This window comes from Streptomyces sp. NBC_00433 (assembly GCA_036015235.1).
Taxonomy (GTDB): Bacteria; Actinomycetota; Actinomycetes; order Streptomycetales; family Streptomycetaceae; genus Actinacidiphila.
Genome location: CP107926.1, coordinates 8,829,176 through 8,848,555, shown reverse-complemented (window position 1 = coordinate 8,848,555; position 19,380 = coordinate 8,829,176). Strand labels below are relative to the sequence as shown.

The following is a 19,380-nucleotide window of genomic DNA, read 5'->3' as shown; positions in this document are numbered from 1 at the left end:
GCGCACCCGCGCCGGCCGCACGGCCGTCCGCCTCACCCGGGGTGGGTCACCGCTCTGAGGTGCGGGAAGGAGGGCGTGGTGAGGCGGATGCGCAGGTCGCGGAGCTCGTCGCGGGCCGGCGGGCCGCCGCGGGCGGCCAGCAGCTCGCGCAGCGGGCGCGTGCCGTCCGCCTCCGCCGCCAGCCATGGCGCGACCGGCGGCGGGCCGGTGACCAGGGGCTGCGGTGCGTCCAGGGGCCGGTAGCCACCGGAGCGGCCCATCACCCACACCCGCTCGCTCGCGGTCACCGGGGCGAACACGGCGTCGAGGAACGCCTCGTCGCGGTCGGCCTCGCGCAGGGCGGGGAGCGGGTTGTCCGTGCGGCGCAGGTAGAACCACAGCAGCGGGCTGCGGTCGACGCTGAGCGCCTGGGTGACCTGCCAGCGCGTCACGTCGTCCAGTGCCTCGCTCCGGCGCAGCAGTTGGCCGTCCGCGCAGGGTACCCGCCAGTCGTACAGGTCGAGTCCGGTGGCCAGCGGGCTGGCGCAGGGCGCCTCCAGGGCGAGGCCGGCCGCGCGGGCCGTCTCGTGGAGGCTGCGGACGGTGAAGTTGCGCTCGCAGGGGTTGAGCCAGCTGTCGGCGAACTGCTCCTCCGGCTCGCCGAGGTCCGCGCGCAGCCGGCGGGTCAGTTCGCTGTCCCGGGTGAGGGAGCCGGCGGCCCGGCGGGCGAACCACAGGTCCTGTTCGCGGCCGAGCAGCCGCATGGCCTCCTGGAACGCGGTGATCTCTCGCCTGTGGTAGGTGTTGTAGACCATCAGTTCCAGTACGCCGGCGGGCTTGAGTGCCGCGGCGAGGCGGTCCAGGAGCAGTCCGGGGTCGGGGTGGTGGTGGATGACCCCGGTGCACACGACGTAGTCGAACTCCTGGCGGTACCCGGCCTCGCTGATGCCCTCCTCGCGCAGGGTCAGGTTGGGTGTGCCGAGCTGGTCGCGGGCGGTTCGGCACAGGTTCAGGGAGTCGGTGGAGACGTCGCTGCCGACGACCTCGGCGCCGGGGAAGCGCAGGGCGACGATGAGTGCCTGGTTGACTCCGCAGCCCGGTACCCAGATCCGCGCGTCGCGCGGCATCCGGCGGTGGGTGAAGTCGCCCAGTTCCTGGGCCAGGAGCGCCGGGTGGAGGCCGGGGTCGTCGGGTGCGGTGAGCCGGGTGGCGTGCCAGGGGTAGGGGAACTCGGAGTAGAACTCGCCGATGGTCTGTTCGGCGTCGGCGTGCGCGGTCATGCCGTGCCCTCCCCGTCCCCGGTGATCAGTTCCCGCAGTGCCGCGGCCGAGGAGGCGGCGGCGGGCAGCCGCATCATGCCGAGGTGGTCGCCGCCCACCTGGATGTGCTTGACGGGTCCGCCGGCGTGCTCCTGCCACTTGGCGACGAGCAGGATCTGGTCGTCCCCGTCGCGTTCCTGTGAGGTGAGGACCGTCATCGGGCCCTCGTAGGAGCCGACTTCGTAGCCGCCGAGGGTCTCCAGCTGGCGCTGCCAGATGTACAGCACGTCCTGGGGGAAGAGGGAGTAGTCGCGGCAGGTGGACGGGTCGATGCCCATGGCCTGGAACAGGTCGCCGCGCAGCACGGCCTGGAACTCCTCCTCCCGTTCCTCGTCCCCGGCCAGGCCCAGCCGGGAGCGGATGCGCCGCAGTTGGCGTACGTACTGGCGCCAGCGGGTGTTCTCCTGCGGCGGGCTGGGGTCCAGGAGGACCAGGTGGCTGACCTGGCCGCCCAGCGCGCGCAGCCGGCGGGCGGTCTCGAAGGCGATGACGCCGCCCGCCGACCAGCCGACGACGTTGACCGGTCCTGGCACGGCTTCGCGGATCTCGGCGGCGTAGCGGGCGGCGGTGTCCTCCAGCCGGTCGTCGCCGTCGGGGCTCTCGCCGCGCAGGGCGCCGAGGGTGAGCCCGTAGAGGGGGGCCTGGCCGCTGAGCATCTCGACGAGGTGGCGGTAGCAGAAGACGGTCCCGCCCAGCGGGTGGACGAACACGGTGGGTGTGCCGTCGCCGCCGGGGGCGAGCTGGGACAGGCTGTGGCCGCCGGCCGGGCGTGCCCCGTCGGTGACGGCGGCGGCGACCCCGGCGACGGTGGGGTCCTGCAGGAAGCGGGCGAAGGTGAGGTCGGCGCCGAGCAGGCCGCGCAGCCGGGCCACGACGGTCAGGACGAGCAGGGAGTTGCCGCCGAGCCCGAAGAAGTTGTCGTCGGGTCCGAAGGCGTCGGGGGCCAGGCCGAGGACCTCGGCCCAGGCACGGCTGACCGCTTCCTCGGCGGGGGTGCGCGCCCCGCGGGGCGCGGCGGGGCCGCTGGTGCCCCAGGTGGGCTGCGGGAGCCTGGACCGGTCGACCTTGCCGTTGGCGTTGAGCGGGACGCGGGCGAGTTCCAGGAACCGGGCGGGCACCAGGTGTGCGGGCAGGGTGTGGGCGAGTTCCGCGCGCAGGGCGTCGGCGTCGAACGCGGTGCCGGGGTCGGGTACGACGTGGGCGACCAGGGCCCGGGGTCCTGAGGGGGTGCCGGCGGTGGTTACGAGGGCCTGGCGTACGCCGGGGACGGCGGCCAGGGCGGCCTCGACCTCGCCGGGTTCGATGCGGTAGCCGTTGATCTTGACCTGGTGGTCGGACCTGCCGAGGAACTGCGCCTGTCCGTCGGGCAGCCAGCGGCCCAGGTCGCCGGTGCGGTAGAGGCGGGCGCCGGGCGGGCCGAAGGGGTCGTCGACGAACCGTTCGGCGGTGGTCTGCGGCCGGTTGGCGTAGCCGCGGGCCACGCAGGTGCCGCCGATGTGGATCTCGCCGGTGACGCCGGGTGGCACGGGCCGGCGGTCGTCGTCGAGGACGTACATGGTGGTGTTGGGGATGGGCCTGCCGATGGGCAGGGTGGCGGGCTCGTCGCTCTCGCGCGTGCCCGGGGCGGCGGGGGGCGGAATCTCGTACGCGCTGTTGGCGACGGTCGCCTCGGTCGGCCCGTACTCGTTCAGCAGGGGCAGGTCGGGGGCGAGCGCGCGCCAGGCGGTCAGCGCCGCGGGCGGGAAGGCGTCGGCTCCGACGACGAGCAGCCGGGCCAGGCCGCGGGCCTGGCCGGGGGTGAGCTGGGCGGTGAGCAGTTCCAGGTGGCCGGGGGTGAGTTTGACGAAGCTGTAGGGGGCTCCGGCGGCCAGCACCTCGCCGAGGCGGTCCGGTGGCAGGCCGTCGGGGGCGAGCGCGACGGCCTGGCCGGTGAGCAGCGGGGTGTACAGGTTGGGCACCACCATGTCGAAGGCCATGGACGAGAACAGCGGTGCCCCGCCGTCGCCTTCGGCGGCGTAGCGGCGCACGCACCAGTTGAGGAAGTTCGCGAGCCCGCGGTGCTCCACCAGGACGCCCTTGGGCTTGCCGGTGGAGCCGGAGGTGTGGATGACGTAGGCGAGCGCGTCCGGGCCCGGTCCGTCGGGCAGGTCGGTGCCGGGGTGGGCGGCGACGGCGGCCGCTGCCTCGTCGAGGACGACGACGCCGACGCCGAGGGCGGCGGCCCGTCCGGCCAGGGCGGACTCGGTGACGACCAGGCGCGCCCCGCTGTCCTGGGTGACGAACTCCAGGCGGGGGTCGGGGAAGGCCGCGTCCAGGGGCACGTAGGCGGCTCCGGCCTTCCACGCGGCAAGGCAGGCCACCACCAGATCCGGTGAGCGGTGCAGCAGCAGCGCGATCCGGTCGTGCGGGGTCACGCCCCGGGCGCGCAGGTAGCGGGCCAGCCGGTTGGCCCGCCCGTTCAGCTCCTGGTAGCTCAGCGTCCGCCTGTCGCCGCCCAGTTCGCGTACCGCGACGGCGTCGGGGGTGGACCGCGCCTGCTGTTCGAAGAGGCGGTGCACGCAGGTGTCGGCGGGGGCCGTGCGGCCGCCGTCGGCGAAGGCGTGCAGGACGTCGTCGCGGCGGGCCGGCGACATGACGGGCAGGTCGTCCAGCGCGGTGCCGGGCGCGTGGAGTGCGGCGTCGAGCAGGGCGGTGAACCCGTCGGCGAGGGCGCGGACGCCCGTGTCGTCGCAGGCGGTGGTGCGGTAGGTGAACTCGCCGGTGAGTCCGTCGCCGTCGGGCCTGAGGGCGAGCATGAGGTCGGTCTTGGGGGCGTGGTCGGGGAAGCGGAAGGGCGCCGCCGCGCAGCCCGGCAGGCGCAGGGCGGGCGCGGGAGCGTGGTCGAGTTCGAAGAAGACGTTGAACAGCGGGTTGCGCAGCCCGGAGGAGGAGGCGGTGCGCACGGTGTCCAGGACGTCCTCGAACGGCACCCGCACGTGCTCGAAGGCGTCCAGGACGGTGTCGGTCGCCGTGTCGACGGCGTCCCGGAAGGCGGTGCCGGCGGGGGTGGCGGTGCGCAGCGCGAGGGTGTTGAACAGCGGGCCGACCACGTGCTGGGAGTCTTCGGCCAGCCGGGTGGAGGCCGTGGTGCCGACGGTGACCTCCTCGGTGCGGCACAGACGTCCCAGCAGCGCGGAGAACGCTGTCAGCAGCACGGTGTAGCGGGTGGTGCCCGCTTGGCGGGCGAAGGCGTCGACGCGCCGCAGCAGGGCGGGGGGGACCGGGAAGGTGTGGCCGGCGCCGTCCCGGCCGGTGCGTCCGGGGTGTCCGGTCAGCGGCAGGGCCGGCGGGGTCACGCCGTCGAGGCGGCGGCTCCAGTAGGCCAGGCCCTCGGCGTGTTCGGCCTCGGTGACGGCGGCGTGCCGGTGGTAGTCCGGGGTGTCGTCGTGCGTGCCCCGCTCCGCGGGGACGGGATCGTGGGCGCCGCCCGCGGCCGTGCGCCGCGCGTAGGCGCGGCTCCAGGCGTCGTACAGGAGCCGCACGGAGTCGCCGTCGCACACGGCGTGGTGCAGGTGGAGTGCGACGATGTGGTCCTCGGGTGCCAGGCGCAGCAGCATGGCGCGCAGCAGGGGGCCCCGCTCCAGGTCGAAGGGGACGCGTGCGGTCTCGGCGACGAGGTCGCGGGCGGTCGTCTCGGCCTGGGCGGTGGGCAGGCCGGCGAGGTCGGTCTGTGTCGGGGTGGCCGTCAGGTCGGGGTCGACGACCAGGGACAGGCCGCTTCGGCCGTAGCGGGCGAACCGCGACCGCAGCAGGGGCTGCCGGTCGGTCACGTCCCGCAGTGCCTGGTCCAGTGCCGCGGGGTCCAGCGGGCCGGTGAGGCGTGTCGCGGTGGAGACGGTGAACTCCGACCCGATCGGGTCGAGTTGGGAGGCGAGCCACATGCCCCGTTGGATGGGGAGGGCGGGCACGCGGGTGGCGGTGGTCATGTCGTGGTTCCCTCCAGCAGGGTGCAGCCGAGCAGCACGCCCGCGCCGCGGACGAGGTCGGCGGGCGCGGTGTGTTCGTCGGGGGCGTGGCTCGCGCCGTCCTTGCTGGGCACGAAGATCATTCCGGTCGGGGCGACACGTGCCATCCACTGGGCGTCGTGGCCCGCGCCGCTGGGCAGGGTGACGCTGGACAGGCCGAGGGCGTCGGCCGCCCGGCGCACGGCGGCCCGCCGGTCCGGGTCGCACAGGGTGGGGCTCACCCGCTGGACCTCGGTGACGTCGAGGGTGGTGCCGGTCGTGCTCCCCACCTCCCGCGCCTCGGCCCGCAGCCGGTCGAGACCGGTCTGCAGGCTGTCCTCGGACATGTCGCGCAGGTCGACGATCAGGCGGGCCCGGCCGGGGACGACGTTCCACGCCCCGGGCCAGACCTGGCAGTCGCCGACGGTGGCCACGCGGACGGCGCCGCCGGGTCCGGTCAGCGAGGGGACGGCGACGGTCAGGCGGGCGGCGGCCAGGAGCGCGTCGTGGCGGTCCGCCATGGGGGTGGTGCCCGCGTGGTTGGCCTGCCCCCGGACGGTGACCTCGGCGGTGAGGCGGCCTGAGATGCCCTCCACGATCCCGATGTCGGTTCCGGAGCCGGCCAGTACCGGGCCCTGCTCGATGTGCAGTTCGAGGTAGGCGGCCACCGAGCCGGGGTCCCGGCGCACATCGGCGATGCGCCTGCTGTCGCCCCCCGCCGCGTCCAGGACCTGGGCCAGCGAGCGGTCCTGCCCGGCGACCTCCAGGTCCAGCTCGCCCGGTCGCAGGCAGCCCGCGACCGCGCGGGAGCCGAACATGGCGGGGGTGCCGGTGGTGCCCTCCTCGTTGCTGAACGCCATCACGCACAGCGGGCGGTCCAGCACTGTGCCGTGCTCGTGCAGGGTGTGGGCGACCTCGACGGCCGCGAGCACCCCGTAGGCGCCGTCGTAGGCGCCGCCGCCGGGCACGGTGTCCAGGTGCGAGCCGAGGACCAGGGGCCGCCCCGTCCCGTCGCGCCCGCGCCGGGTGCCGACCAGGTTGGCGGCGGCGTCGATGTGCACGTCGAGGCCGGCCTCCCGCATGAGCCCGGCCACGAGCTCCTGGCCTTTGACGTCCTCGCGGCTGAACGCGCGGCGCGTGACGCCGCCCTGGCCGGTGGCGCCGATGGCACGCAGCCGTTCCAGGTTCGCCAGCAGCCGGCCGGCGTCGACGCGTGCGGGCAGCAGCGGTGCGGTCGTCGTGGTCATCCTCGCCGTCCCTCCCCCACCGGGTGCCGCCAGCGGTGGATGTCGGGGACCAGCCCGTGCTGGTGGGCGCGCAGGCGCTCGCGGATGCCCCGGGCGACCGGCCCGGGGGTGCCGTCGCCGATGCGCCATTCCTCGCCGCCGTCGCGGACACCGCCGACGGCGGTGACGACGGCGGCGGTGCCGCAGCCGAAGGTCTCGGTGATCAGGCCCGACTCGCAGCCGGCGCGCCACCGGTCGATCGCGACGGGCTCCTGGACGACCCTGTGGCCGAGCTCGGTGGCGACGGCGATGACCGAGTCGCGGGTGATGCCGGGAAGGAAGGTCCCGCTCAGCGGCGGGGTGACGACGGTGCGGTCGGCGCCGTGGCCGCGTACGAAGAACAGGTTGGCGCTGCCCATCTCCTCGACCCACCGGCTCTCCCTGGCGTCCAGCCAGACGACCTGCTGGGCGCCGGCCCGCCCCGCGGCGAGCTGGGCGGGCATGGTGGGGGCGTAGTTGCCGGGGGTCTTGGCGCTTCCGGTGCCGCCGGGGAAGGCGCGGGGGTAGTCGCGGCAGATCCACGCGGTCACCGCGTCGGCGTCCTGGCCGAGGTAGCTGCCCATGAGGAAGGAGATGAGGACCACGGTGTAGGCGCGGGCGGGGCGCGGCACCAGGTTGGCCTCCGAGGCGAACATGAAAGGCCGCAGGTACAGGCTGTGTCCGGGCCGGTCGGGCACGGCCTCGCGGTTGGCCTCGACCAGTTGCTCCAGGGCGTCGACGAAGAGGTCCTCCGGCAGCTCCGGCATGGACAGGCGGCGGGCGGAGCCGCGGAAGCGGCGGGCGTGGTCGCGGGGCCGGAAGATCGCGAAGGAGCCGTCGGGCTGGCGGTGCGCCTTGAGGCCCTCGATGATCGACTGGCCGTAGTGCAGCACGGCGCTCGCGGGGGACACCGACAGGTTCTGGTGCGGGCCGAGCGCGGGCCCGGTCCAGCCGTTGTCCTCGGTCCACAGCAGGGTCACCATGTGCGGTGTGAAGTCGCCGATCTCTGCCTTCTCGATGCCGGCCTCGCCCCTCACGGTGGCGGGTGCGGCGGTGCTGACGGTCATGTGGGTGTCCTCACGTGCTCGGTGACGGGGCAGCCGCGGGCGGTGGCGGTCAGAAGTCGCAGACGAACAGGAAGGAGTCCCGGCGGGTGAACAGCCCCCCGGGGGCGAGCTCGAAGATCTCCGCGAAGCGGTGGGCCTGTTCGCGGCCGTCGGCGAGGTGGCCGCTGAAAGTGCCGTCGACGGCGACGGCGCCGTCGCTGAGGAGCACCCGGGCCAGGGTGTGGGTGCCGTCGGCGATGGTGCGCTTCTCGCGGTAGTACGACTCGATGGCGTCGCGGCCGGCCAGGGGCGGGCCGCCGGGCCGGTGGTAGACGGCGTTCTCGTCGAACAGTTCGGCGAAGCCGGCGAAGTCGCCCTCGTCGATGCGGCGGTACATGGCGTGCACGGCTTCCTCGGGTGACACGGTCTCCTCCTGGGCGCGACGGCGGCGCCGCGCGCCGCGGGGACCGGCGGCGGGCAAGCACACCGCGGTCGTCGGGGTGGGCGCCCGGCGCTCCTCGTACGCGCGGACGTCGTTCTCGTGGTGCAGGGTGGCGCCGATGGCGTCCTGGCCGCGCAGCAGCCGGATCCGGGTGTCGGCGTCGAGGGCGAAGGGCTGGACGAGCCCGGCGGCGGTGACGGTGAGGTCGCCCAGGTCGATGCGGACCTCGGTGGCCGGGTCCTCGTCGAGGGCGTGCCACAGGGCGTCCACGAAGCCCTGCGGCACGGTGACGGCGTACAGGCCGTTGAGCCAGGCGTTGGCGCGGAAGATGTCGCCGAAGCGGGGCGAGAGGACGGCGCGGATCCCGTGGTCGGCGAGCGCCCAGACGGCGGCCTCGCGCGAGGAGCCGGTGCCGAAGTTCTCGGCGGCGACCAGGACGGTGGCGCCGCGGTGGCGGGGGTCGTCCAGGGCGAAGCCGGGTTCGGCCCGCCGGTCGGCGAACAGGCCCCGGGCGAAGCCGGTCCGCTCGGTGTTCGTGCAGAACCGCGCGGGAATGATCTGGTCGGTGTCCACGTCGCGGATGCGCACAGGGACCGCCGTCCCGGTGTGGGCGGTGGCGGGCGGGCACGGGCCGGACGCGGGGACCGGGGACCGGGGGGCAGGGGGCGCGGACGCGGTCACGGGCGTCTCCTCTCAATCGTCGTCTGCGGCGGCGGGGCAGTGGGCGGGGCAGTGGGCGGGGGGCGGCACGGCCCTCACAGGTCGCCGGGTGCCGCGATCCGGCCGCGCACGGCCGTGGCCGCGGCGACGGCCGGCGAGACCAGGTGGGTACGCGATCCGGCGCCCTGGCGGCCCTCGAAGTTGCGGTTGGTGGTGGAGGCGGACCTCACCCCGGCGCCGAGGCGGTCCTCGCCCAGGCCGACACACATCGAACAGCCCGGCGCCGCACGGAAGTCGGCCCCGGCCAGGGCGAAGACCCGGTCCAGGCCCTCGGCCACGGCCGCCTCGCGCACGCGTGCCGAGCCGGGTACGACGACGGTGTCGACCCGGACCCTGCGGCCCTCAAGGACGACGGCGGCGGCCCGCAGGTCCTCGATGCGGCTGTTGGTGCAGGACCCGATGAACACGGTGTCGACCGCGATGTCCCGCACGGCGGTGCCCGGGGCGAGGCCCATGTAGTCCAGTGCCCGGCGCGCGGCGGCGGCCTCGGCCTCGTCGGACAGGTCGCACGGGTCGGGCACCCGGCCGTCCATCGGCACGCTCTGCGCCGGGTTGGTGCCCCACGACACCCGCGGCAGCACGCGCGTGCCGTCGATCTCGATCTCGCGGTCGAAGACCGCGCCGTCGTCGCCGTGCAGCGCCAGGCCGTCGTAGCGCCCGGCGTCGCGCGGCACGGTGTGCGCCAGGTAGTCGCGCGTGACCTCGTCGGGGGCGACGAGCCCGGCCCTGGCGCTCATCTCGACGGCCATGTTGCACAGCGTCATCCGGCCCTCCATGGACAGCGCCCGCACGCCGGGCCCGCGGAACTCCACGATGTGGCCCTGGGCGCCGCCGGTGCCCACCCGGTTGACCACCGCCAGTGCGAGGTCCTTGGCGGTGCTGCCCGCGGGCAGGGTGCCGGTCACGGTCACCGCCATGTCCCGGGGCCGGGCCAGCGGCAGCGTCTGGGTGGCCAGGACGTGCTCCACCTGGCTGGTGCCGATCCCCAGGGCCAGGGCGCCGAACGCGCCGAGGGTGGTGGTGTGCGAGTCGCAGCACACGGCGGTCATCCCGGGCCTCACCAGGCCGAGTTCGGGCCCGATGACGTGGACGATGCCCTGCGAGGCGGTGCCGAGCCGGTGCAGCGGGATCCGGAACTGCGCGCAGTTGCGTGCCATGAGGCGGCGCTGGTGGCGCCGCGCGGCGTCGGGGTCGACCCGGTCGACCGCGGTCGTGGGGGTGGTGTGGTCCTCGGTGCCCACGGTCAGGTCGGGCCTGCGCACCGTGCGGCCGGCGGCCCGCAGCCCGGCGAAGGCCTGCGGGGTGTTCACCTCGTGCAGCAGGTGGAGGTCGATGTAGAGGAGGTCGTTGCCGGCCCCGGTACGGCGCACGACGTGCTCGCGCCACACCTTCGCGGCCAGTGTCTGGGGTGCCACGGCGGATACCTCCGCATCCGTGATCTCTTCGTCCGGCGCGTTCCCGCCCGGTGCCTCCGGCGCAGGAGGCACCCGGTCGCTTGCTGCGACTCATCGAAACACCCCGGGCGCGCACCGGAATCGACAGCCGTGATGAACTCACTCGCCCCCGGGTGGAGTCCGCTCGGCCGGTCGACCGATGATTCGCGCGGAACACCGGCGGACGATGAGGGAATGGAACCCATTCATGTACTCACCCCGGCCCAGCACGGCGAACTCCTCGCCGTGCTCGGGGCCGTACCGGGAAATCCGTACCGGAACCACGAGGAATTCGTCGCCGGCGTGGCACAGGTGGCCGCTCCGCCGTTCCTGGTGGAGGTGTGCACGCGTATCCGGCAGGACCGGCACAGCGGGCGCAGCGAAGCACACGTGATACGGAACTGCCCCGTCGACCCGCACGTGCCCGAACTCGACCTCGACGATCCGGTGGCGGACAAGTACCGCAAGAAGACGACCTTCGTCGGTGAGGCGTTCCTCGCCCTGATCGCCCGGCTGACCGGCACCCCGCTGATGGCGTACGGCAGCCGGAACAACGGCGACTTCTTCACCGACGTCATCGCGATCAACAAGTACAGCGGCATGAAGACGGGATTCAGCGACAGCGAGCTGCCCTTCCACAACGACCGCACCGCGCACTGGGCGCGTGCGGACCACATCGCCCTGCTCGGCATGCGCTGCCCGCAGGACGAGGTCATCTACACGACGTTCGTCGGCTGCCGCGAACTGCTGCGCAACCTGTCGGAACAGGACCAGCGGATCCTGCGCCGGCCGTACTTCACGACGTCCTTCGACGTCTTCTCACGCGACACCAACAGCAGCCAGCGCTCTTCCGGCGCACACCCGATCCTGGAGGGCGACCACTCGATCCGCTACCTGGAGACGACGACGTCGGTGGTCCCCGAGGCACCGGGCGTGGCCAAGGACGCGCTGCTGGCGCTGAAGAACGCACTGGTGGTCGCCGACAAGCAGCGCCACCGGATGCGCGACGGGGACCTGCTGCTGTTCGCCAACCAGGACGGTCTGCACAGCAGGGACCGCATCGAGATCCTCGACGCCGAACGGGCGGCCACGCGCTGGCTGCTGAAGACGTACGCCTTCCGCGACCGCGCGGCGGCCGACCGCTACGCCGACCGCTGGAAGGACGGGGTGCGGGGCCTGATCGACGACTGACCGCCGCGGTGGCCGACGCCGTCGGGCGGCAGAGGGGGCGGTGGGAAGCGGACCGCCACGTCCGCTTCCCACCGCCCCTTCCCGCAGGCGGCGGAGCCCGCCTCAGCGGCCCGCCCCGACGGTGAGCAACTCCTCGGCGAGCCGCCGCCTCAGCACGGAGATGTCCTCGCAGTCGCCCCCGGTGCGCTCGCTGATGTGCCGCCGGTACAGGTCCTCCACCTGGTCCTCGCCGAGGTCGACGCCCATCGTGTCGAGCAGGTGCCGCAGCACCGCGCGGCCCGAGTGGCGGGCGATGAGCATGGAGCGCTCCCGGCCGAAGCGCCCTGGCTCCACGAACTCGTAGGTGGACGGGTCCCGCAGGATCCCGGCCTGGTGGATCCCGGCGGCGCTGCCGAAGGCGTATGCGCCGAAGATCGCCTTGTTGCGCGGCTGGTCGAGTCCGATGACGCGGCGCAGCGCCGTGTAGGCGGCGTACATGGCGCTGGTGTCGATGTCCGTGTACAGGCCGAGCGAGGCGTGCTTGTAGGCCAGGATGGCGACCAGTTCCTCCAGTGCCGCGTTGCCGGCCCGCTCCCCGATGCCGCCGAGCGTGGTCTGCACGCCGTCGGCCCCGGCCTGCAGCCCGGCCAGGGTGTTGGCGGTGGAGAGCCCGAAGTCCTCGTGGCAGTGGGTGAACACGCTCACGTGCGGCGGGGCCCAGGAGCGGACCTTGCCGATCATCTCGCCGTACTCCTGCGGCGTCATGCAGCCCGAGGTGTCGGCCGCCACGACGCAGGTGATGCCCGCGTCCGCGCCCGCCTCGATCTGGGCGCGCAGCAGGCTGTCCGAGCCGCGCGAGGAGTCTTCGAGGCCGAGCGAGACGCGGGGCACGCCCAAGCCGCGGGCGTGCCGCACGGATTCGGTGATCTCGTCGATCGACTCCTTGCGGGAGATGCGGCGCTTCCGCTCCAGGTGCAGTTCGCTCGAGGTGGCGAGGATCTGCACCTCGTGCCGGCGGGTGCCGCCCGCGGCCACGGCGCAGTCGATGTCGGCGCGCACGGCGCGGCAGAAGGTGGTGAACCAAGCGCGTGTGAGGTTGCGGGAGATGAGGCGCGTCGCTTCGGCCTCCGAGGGCGAGGAGGCGGGGAATCCGGCCTCGACGACATCCACTCCGAGGGCTTCGATCCGCAGCGCGAGTTCCAGTTTCTGCTGCGGGGTCATGGAATTGCGCGGCGCCTGCTCACCGTCCCTCAAAGTGGTGTCGAAAATCGAAACTCGACGTTCTTCCATCGGTAGCCCCTTTCGCGGCCTTCCAGATGCCCTCATCGACCCATGGATGCGGAGTTCCGGTCAATCATTCTCGCGTGCAACTCCTTCCACCCGGAGGGGAGAAAGACCACCGCGGGAGACACCTGGGCCTCTTTCAGAGGAAGTTGCGGCCGGATGCTCCGGGCGCCGCCCGCCCCCGGGCTACGTTGGTGCCACCCGATGCGACGGGATCTCGCATTCCATTACGGGAGGCCCCCGATGAACGGCATGCTGCGCGCGCCAGGATTTCCGGAGGCCGCTGTGCGCGAGCGCGCCCGCACCGGTATCGAGGCGGCCTTTCCCCCGCTGGACGGCTACGGCAGCACGCTCTACGGCAGCGGCTGGACGGGGCCGGCGCGCGGCGACGACCCGCTGGAGCGGCTGCGGCTGCTTCCGCCGGTGTTCATGGAGCAGCGCCTGGAGAAGCTGATCGACCTGGGGCGCGAGCCGATGCCGTCGGACGTGGACCTGGAGACCGTCATCGGCGGCTTCCCCTCCCGGCTCCCCTTCTACGTCTCGGCGTTCGGGTCGACCGCGGCCGCCCGCGGCGACCTGGGCACCTCGCTGGGCAGGCAGGCGGGCCGGCTGGGGATCCCCCTGGTCGTCGGCGAGAACGTGGTGCCGGTCATCGGCTACGGGCGCCTGGGCGGCCGGCCCGCGAAGGCGCTGCTGGCGCGGATCGAGGCATACGGGCAGGAGAGCGACGGGCGGCACGGGGGGATCGTGGTGCAGCAGAGCACCGAGGACGCCGACGCCGAGGTGTGGAACCTGGTCTACAGCGATCCGGCGGCCCGTCCGTTCCTGGAGGAGGGCCGGCTGGCCTTCGAGCTGAAGACCGGGCAGGGCGCGAAGCCGGGCCTGGGCGGGATGACGCTGCTGGGCACCGCCGCGGCAGCGGCGGTCGAGGAGCAGTACGCGCTGCTGGCGATGCCCGGCGACGGCCGGATGCTGCGCGCCTCCAGTCCGGGCACGTACACCGAGGAGATCCTGCGCCAGCAGATCAACCTGATGCGCAACAACTACCCCCGCGCCCGGGTGTGGGTGAAGCTCCACCCCGGCCGGGACGTCGGCGCCGCCGCGCGCGTGGCCTGGGAGGCCGGCGCGGACAGCGTCACGGTGGACGGCGCCGAAGGAGGCACCGGCTGGGCGCCCGGCGCTTTCCTCGACCACGTGGGACTGCCGCTGTTCGACTGCCTGCTCGCGGCCGGCCGGGGGCCCGGGTGCCTGCTGGCGGGCGGGCGCGTGTGGGAGGGGACGCGGGCGGTGAAGTGTCTGGCCCTGGGAGCCCGTGCGGTGGGCCTGGGCCGGGCGGCCCTCGTCGCCGCCGACGAGGATCCGCAGCGGGGACTGCTGCGCCTGGCGGCCTGTCTCGACCTGGAGGTGCGCATGCTCATCAGCGCCCTCGGCAAGTACGACACGACCACGGTGAACAGGGACGACGTCGGTCCGCTGCCGACCGTACACAAGGAAGAGGTATCCCATGACGCATCCGTTCGAGGATGACTCGGCCCCCTACCTGGTGCTCGCCAACGACCAGGAGCGCTACTCGCTGTGGCCCGCGCAGCTCGCCGTCCCGGACGGCTGGCGGGTGGTGCTGACACGGCGCGACCGGGCGGCGTGCCTGGAGTTCGTGGACCGCCACTTCACCGTGGTCGCGGCCCGTGCGGGCGAGCCGGCACCCTCCCCGGCGAGGTGAGCCCGGTGACGACCCTCGCCGACCTCGTCGCCGGCCAGGCGCAGCGCACCCCGCACGCCGCGGCCGTGATCGCGGACCGGACCACCCTCGACTACGCGACGCTGGCCCGCCGGACGCGGGAGGTGGCCGGCGCGCTGCGCCGCGACGGCATCGGGCCGGGCAGCGTGGTGGCGGTCCGCATGGACCGCTCCCCCGACCTGGTCGTCGCCCTGCTGGGCGTGCTGAGCGCCGGCGCGGCCTACCTGCCGCTCGACGCGAACACTCCGCCGCGCCGCGCCGCGCTGATCCTCGACGAGGCGGCCCCGGACCGGGTACTCACCGCACTGCCCGCGCCGCACGCCTCCGGGGACGACGACCGGGGGGAGCCGATACGGCCGGCCCGCGCCCAGGACCCCGCCTACGTCATCTACACCTCCGGGTCGACCGGGCGCCCCAAGGGCGTCGTGGTGCGGCACGAGGCCATCGTCAGCCATCTGCGGTGGATGCAGCAGGCGGTGCCGCTGGAGGCCGACGACCGGGTGCTGGTCAAGACGCCGGTCAATTTCGACGCGTCCGCCTACGAGTACCTGTGGCCCCTGCTCCACGGCGCCGCGGTCGTCGTCGCGCCGCCGGGCCTGGAGCGGGAACCGCACGGGCTGGCCGACCTCATCGCACACCGGGCCGTGACCACCGTGCAGTTCGTGCCCTCCATGCTGCGGCTCTTCCTGGACGCGCAGGTCACCGACCGCTGCCGTTCGCTGCGGCGGATCCTCTGCATCGGCGAGGCGCTGCCGGTGTCCCTGCGCGACCGCTGCCTGCGCATGCTGGACGCCGAGTTGCACAACCTGTACGGGCCGACCGAGGTGACGGTGGCCGCCACCGCCTGGCACTGCCGTCCGGGCGCGGACCCGGACAGCGTGCCGATCGGCGTCCCGGTGAGCGGCACCGGCGCGCACGTCCTGGACAGGCGGCTCGCCCCGCTGCCCCCCGGCGTGACAGGCGAGTTGTACCTGTCGGGCGTGCAGCTGGCCGAGGGCTACCTCGCCCGGCCGGGGCTGACCGCGGAGCGGTTCGTGGCCAGTCCCCTGGGACCGCCCGGATCCCGGCTGTACCGCACCGGGGACCTGGCCCGGCGGCGGGACGACGGTGTGCTGGAGTACGCCGGCCGGTCGGACCGCCAGGTGAAGCTGCGCGGCCAGCGCATCGAACTCGGCGAGATCGAGGCGGTGCTGTCCGCTCATCCGGCCGTCGCGCAGGCGGCGGTGGTGTGTGCCGGGCCGCCGGGCGGCGATCGCTGGCTGGCCTGCTTCGTGGTGCCCGCGCCCGGCGAGCCCGTGCCCGGCGGGCAGGCGCTGGGCGAGCATCTGCGCGGTTCGCTGCCGGAGTCGATGGTGCCCACCGCGTGGGCCGTCCTCGAGCAGGTTCCGCTGACGGGCAACGGCAAGCTCGACCTGGCCGCGCTGCCCGCCCCGCCCCGGCCCGGCCCGGCGACCCGGCCCGGCGGTCGGGCACCGCAGGCGCGGCCGGTCGAGGGAGGGCTGGAGGCGTGGCTGTGTGCGACGGCCGAGGAGGTGCTGCGCCTGGCCGCCGGGGACGCGGCGCCGGACCGCTCCTTCATCGGTCTCGGCGGCGACAGCCTGGCGGCCATGCGGCTGGTGAACCGGGCGCGTGCCCGCGGCATCGTGATCACGGTGGCCGATGTCATCGGGGGTGACTCGCTGGCCGAACTGGCCTCCTCCGCCGCCGCCTGCCAGGCCACGGCGCACGACCCGGGTGCGGAGCCGGAGCTGCTGCCCGATCTGGCCCCAGGGGAGTACGCGTCCCTGGCGGCGCAACTGCCGCGCGGCTGACCGCTGTCCCGACCGTCCCGACCGTCCCGACCGTCCCGAAGTGGAGGAGGCCCATGTCCGCCCCCGTCATCGACGAGATACTCCCCCTCACCGCGCTGCAGGAGGGCCTGCTGTTCCACACCTTGGCGCAGGACGGGCAGCACGGCGTGTACGTCGCCCAGTACACCGTGCCGCTGGACGGCCCCCTGGACGCGGAGCGGCTGCGCGCGGCGGTACGCCGGGTGCTGGTGCGCCACCCCAACCTGCGGGCACGCATCCACTACCGCGCCAACGGACAGCCGGTGCAGGTGGTCCCGCACGCCGCGGAGCCGCACTGGTCGGTGGCGGCCGGCCGCGACGGGGACGCGGCGCTGCGGACCGCGCGGACCGCCGGCGTCACCGTCCGCGGCGGCCCGCTCCTGCGGTTCGACCTGGTGGCCGAGGACGCCGGGCGGCACCGCCTCGCGGTCACCGCGCACCACTGCGTGCTGGACGGCTGGAGCGCCCATGTGCTGCTGCGCGAGATCTTCGCCGGGTACGCGGAGGAGGACCTGGCGCCGGCGGTGCCCTACCGGCGTTTCCTCAGCTGGCTCGCCGGCCGCGACCGGGCCGCCGCGGAACGGGCCTGGGGGCGGGAGCTGGCCGGCGCCACCCCGACGCTGCTGGCGCCGGGCTCCGGCGGCACGGCACCGCGCTGGTCGACGGCACTCCACACACTGCCCGCGCCCCGGACAGCGGCTCTGCTCGCCCGGACACGGAGCCAGGGCGTGACGCTCACCACCGCGGTGCAGGCCGCGTGGGCGTTGGTGCTCGCGCGGCGGACCGGGCGCGAGGACGTCGTGTTCGGCTCCGTCCTCAGCGGCCGCCCGGCCGAACTCCACGGGGTCCAGGACATGGTGGGCATGCTGGTCAACACGGTGCCGGTCCGGGTGCGGACGGGCGCGGGCACGAGCCTGGCCGGCCTGCTGGCCGACGTGCACACCCACCGCCTGGCCCTGCACCCGCACGACCACCTGGGCCTGGGCGACACCGCCCGGGCCGCGGGAATCGCGGGACCGCTGCTGGACACGACGGTGACCGTGGAGGTGCAGCCCGAAGGCCTGTCCGCTGCGGCGGAGTTCGCCGGGATCCGGGTCGGCGACATCAGCTGCACGGAGACGGCCCACTATCCCGTGACCGTGGTGGTGACGCCCCGCGAGCACCTGGAGGTACGGCTGCACCACGACGCGTCCCGCGTCCCCGAACCGCTGGCCCATGCGCTGGCCGCCGACCTGGCACGCGTCCTGGAGGCCTTCGCGGAGAACCCGGCGACCCGGCCCGCGGACGTGGCACCGTGCGGCCCCGAACAGCGCGACCGGATGCTGGCCGCGGGGCGCGGCGTCCGCTTCCCGCTCCCCCACAGGCCCTGCGTGCACACCGTGTTCTCCGACCGGGCGGCACGCGACCCGCAGGCCACCGCGCTCGTCTTCGGCGACGAGCGCGTCTCGTACGGCGAGCTGGACCGGCGCGCCAACCAGCTGGCGCACCGTCTGACCGGACTCGGCGTCCGCAGGGGCGACTGGGTGGGCGTGCGCCTGGAGCGCGGCCCGCAGCTGGTCGTCGCGCTGCTCGCCGCGCTCAAGTCCGGTGCGGGCCATGTGCTGCTGGACCCGGCGTTCCCCGACGCCCGAACCGCCGAGTGCATCCGGGCGACCGGCTGCCGGGTCGTGGTGAGCGACCGCCCCCTGCCGGCCGCGGCCTGCGGCCCGGACGGCCCGCACACCGTCCGGACCGACGATCCGGCCCTCCTGCACGGCCTGCCGGACACCGACCCGGCAGTGGCGGCCGGCGGCGAGGACCCCGCCTGTGTGCTGTTCACCTCGGGTTCGCAGGGCACGCCCAAGGGGGTGGTGGCGTCGCACCGGGCGGTCGTCGGCAGCCTGGTGGGGCAGGAGTTCGCCCGCGTGACCCCGTCGGACGTGGTCCTCCAGTGCTCCCCGATGTCCTGGGACGCGTTCGCCTTCGAGCTGCTGTCGGCGCTGTTCGCGGGCGCCACGTGCGTACTGCAGCCCGGCGGGACACCCGAGCCGGAGGTCGCGGTGCGCCTCATGTCCGAACACCGCGTCACGGTGGCCCACTTCTCCGCCAGCCTGCTCAACTTCCTCATCGACCAGCACCCCTCGGCCTTCGACACCGTCCGGCTGCTGCTGACCGGCGGCGAGGCCGCCTCACCGGGCCACCTGGAGCGGCTGCTGCGCCGCCGCCCCGCACTGCGGCTGGTCAACGCCTATTCGCCGCTCGAATGCATGATGGTCGCCGTGTGGCGGCCCGTCACCCTGCGCGACTGCCTCGAGGGATCCGTACCGCTGGGCGGCCCCGTCGCCAACAAGCACTTCTACGTCCTGGACGACCGGCTGCGCGTGCTGCCCCCGGGCACGGCCGGCGAGGTGTACCTCGGCGGAGTGGGCGAGGCCCACGGCTACCTGGGCGCGGCCCGCCTGACCGCCGAGCGGTTCGTGGCCGACCCCTACGGCCCGCCCGGGTCCCGCATGTACCGCTCGGGAGACCTGGCCCGCTGGCGTGCCGACGGAACCGTGGAGTACCTGGGGCGACGGGACGACCAGCTGAAACTGCGCGGCTTCCGCATCGAGCCCGCCGAGGTGGAGGCGGCGCTCGCCCGTCACCCGGACGTGGCCGGCGTCCGCGTCCTGGTACGCGCCGAAGGCCCCGGCGACCAGCGGCTCGTCGCCTACGTGCTGCCCCGCCCGGGAGCGGCTCCCGCGGCACGGGAGCTGCGCGCGCAGGCGCAGGCCGAGCTGCCCGAGCATCTGCGGCCGGTGGCATACGTGACGGTGGACCGGTTCCCCACCACCGCGAACGGCAAGCTGGACCGCCGGGCCCTGCCCGCACCCGTATACGCGGCCGCGGCCGCGGCCGCCACCGGGTCCCGCGACGCCCCGGGCGGCCCTGTGCAGGAGCGCCTGTGCGCGCTGTTCGCGGACGTCCTGGGTGTGGAACGGGTCGGTGTCGAGGACGACTTCTTCGACCTGGGCGGCCACTCCATGCTGGCGCTGCGGCTCCTGGGCCGGATCAAGGCGGACTTCGGGCAGGAGGTGCGCCTGCGGACACTGCTGCGCCGCCCGACCGTGGCGGGGCTGGCGCAGCAGCTGGGGCGCTCCTAGAACCGTCGAGGGTGCGCGACAGGTCGCGGCCGCGGCCCACCGGGACGTGT

Annotated in this window: 12 protein-coding genes and 1 pseudogene; 5 read left to right on the top strand and 8 right to left on the bottom strand. The window is 74.4% G+C overall.

What is annotated here, in order from left to right; genetic code table 11:
* Positions 1-32: 32 nt before the first annotated feature.
* The 7 genes and pseudogenes from OG900_38420 to leuC all read right to left on the bottom strand — a co-directional run bounded on the left by OG900_38420 (position 33) and on the right by leuC (position 10,169).
* On the bottom strand, positions 33-1,259 hold the full coding sequence (locus OG900_38420) for a class I SAM-dependent methyltransferase (protein WUH95467.1): 1,227 nt from the start codon (positions 1,257-1,259) through the stop codon (positions 33-35).
* Positions 1,256-5,263: an amino acid adenylation domain-containing protein gene (locus tag OG900_38415; GenBank protein WUH95466.1), complete on the bottom strand. Its 4,008-nt coding sequence runs from the start codon at positions 5,261-5,263 to the stop codon at positions 1,256-1,258. Before OG900_38415 ends, OG900_38420 begins: the two co-directional genes overlap by 4 nt.
* Entirely contained in the window at positions 5,260-6,528 is a 1,269-nt protein-coding gene (locus OG900_38410; protein WUH95465.1) for a M20 family metallo-hydrolase, read from the bottom strand. Before OG900_38410 ends, OG900_38415 begins: the two co-directional genes overlap by 4 nt.
* Complete coding sequence (locus OG900_38405; GenBank protein WUH95464.1) at positions 6,525-7,613, bottom strand: branched-chain amino acid aminotransferase; 1,089 nt, start codon at positions 7,611-7,613, stop codon at positions 6,525-6,527. The genes OG900_38410 and OG900_38405 overlap by 4 nt, the downstream gene beginning before the upstream one ends.
* 49 nt (positions 7,614-7,662) lie before the next feature.
* The gene (locus tag OG900_38400; GenBank protein ID WUH96076.1) at positions 7,663-7,989 is read right to left on the bottom strand and encodes a nuclear transport factor 2 family protein; all 327 of its coding nucleotides are present in this window, start codon (positions 7,987-7,989) and stop codon (positions 7,663-7,665) included.
* Between the two features lie 111 nt (positions 7,990-8,100).
* Positions 8,101-8,715 (bottom strand): annotated as a pseudogene (leuD, locus tag OG900_38395) (3-isopropylmalate dehydratase small subunit).
* Between the two features lie 74 nt (positions 8,716-8,789).
* Positions 8,790-10,169 (bottom strand): 3-isopropylmalate dehydratase large subunit, encoded by a 1,380-nt coding sequence (gene leuC, locus OG900_38390; protein ID WUH95463.1) that lies wholly within the window; start codon positions 10,167-10,169, stop codon positions 8,790-8,792.
* Between the two features lie 213 nt (positions 10,170-10,382).
* Here leuC and OG900_38385 point away from each other — a divergent pair, with 213 nt between their 5' ends.
* Entirely contained in the window at positions 10,383-11,378 is a 996-nt protein-coding gene (locus tag OG900_38385) for a TauD/TfdA family dioxygenase (protein ID WUH95462.1), read from the top strand.
* Positions 11,379-11,480: 102 nt separating this feature from the next.
* Here the strand turns inward: OG900_38385 and OG900_38380 are convergent, their stop codons facing one another.
* Positions 11,481-12,647, bottom strand: coding sequence for a pyruvate carboxyltransferase (locus OG900_38380; protein WUH95461.1), 1,167 nt, complete (start codon positions 12,645-12,647; stop codon positions 11,481-11,483).
* A 237-nt stretch (positions 12,648-12,884) separates the two neighbouring features.
* On the opposite strand from OG900_38380, the gene OG900_38375 reads away from it, so the two are divergent.
* The 4 genes from OG900_38375 to OG900_38360 are packed head-to-tail and all read left to right on the top strand — an operon-like array spanning position 12,885 to position 19,330.
* On the top strand, positions 12,885-14,168 hold the full coding sequence (locus OG900_38375; GenBank protein ID WUH95460.1) for a glutamate synthase-related protein: 1,284 nt from the start codon (positions 12,885-12,887) through the stop codon (positions 14,166-14,168).
* Positions 14,146-14,361 (top strand): MbtH family protein, encoded by a 216-nt coding sequence (locus tag OG900_38370; GenBank protein WUH95459.1) that lies wholly within the window; start codon positions 14,146-14,148, stop codon positions 14,359-14,361. Before OG900_38375 ends, OG900_38370 begins: the two co-directional genes overlap by 23 nt.
* A gap of 5 nt (positions 14,362-14,366) precedes the next feature.
* A complete protein-coding gene (locus tag OG900_38365) occupies positions 14,367-16,190 on the top strand; it encodes a non-ribosomal peptide synthetase (protein WUH95458.1) in 1,824 nt (607 codons plus the stop codon).
* Between the two features lie 53 nt (positions 16,191-16,243).
* On the top strand, positions 16,244-19,330 hold the full coding sequence (locus OG900_38360) for an amino acid adenylation domain-containing protein (protein WUH95457.1): 3,087 nt from the start codon (positions 16,244-16,246) through the stop codon (positions 19,328-19,330).
* The last annotated feature ends 50 nt before the right edge of the window (positions 19,331-19,380 follow it).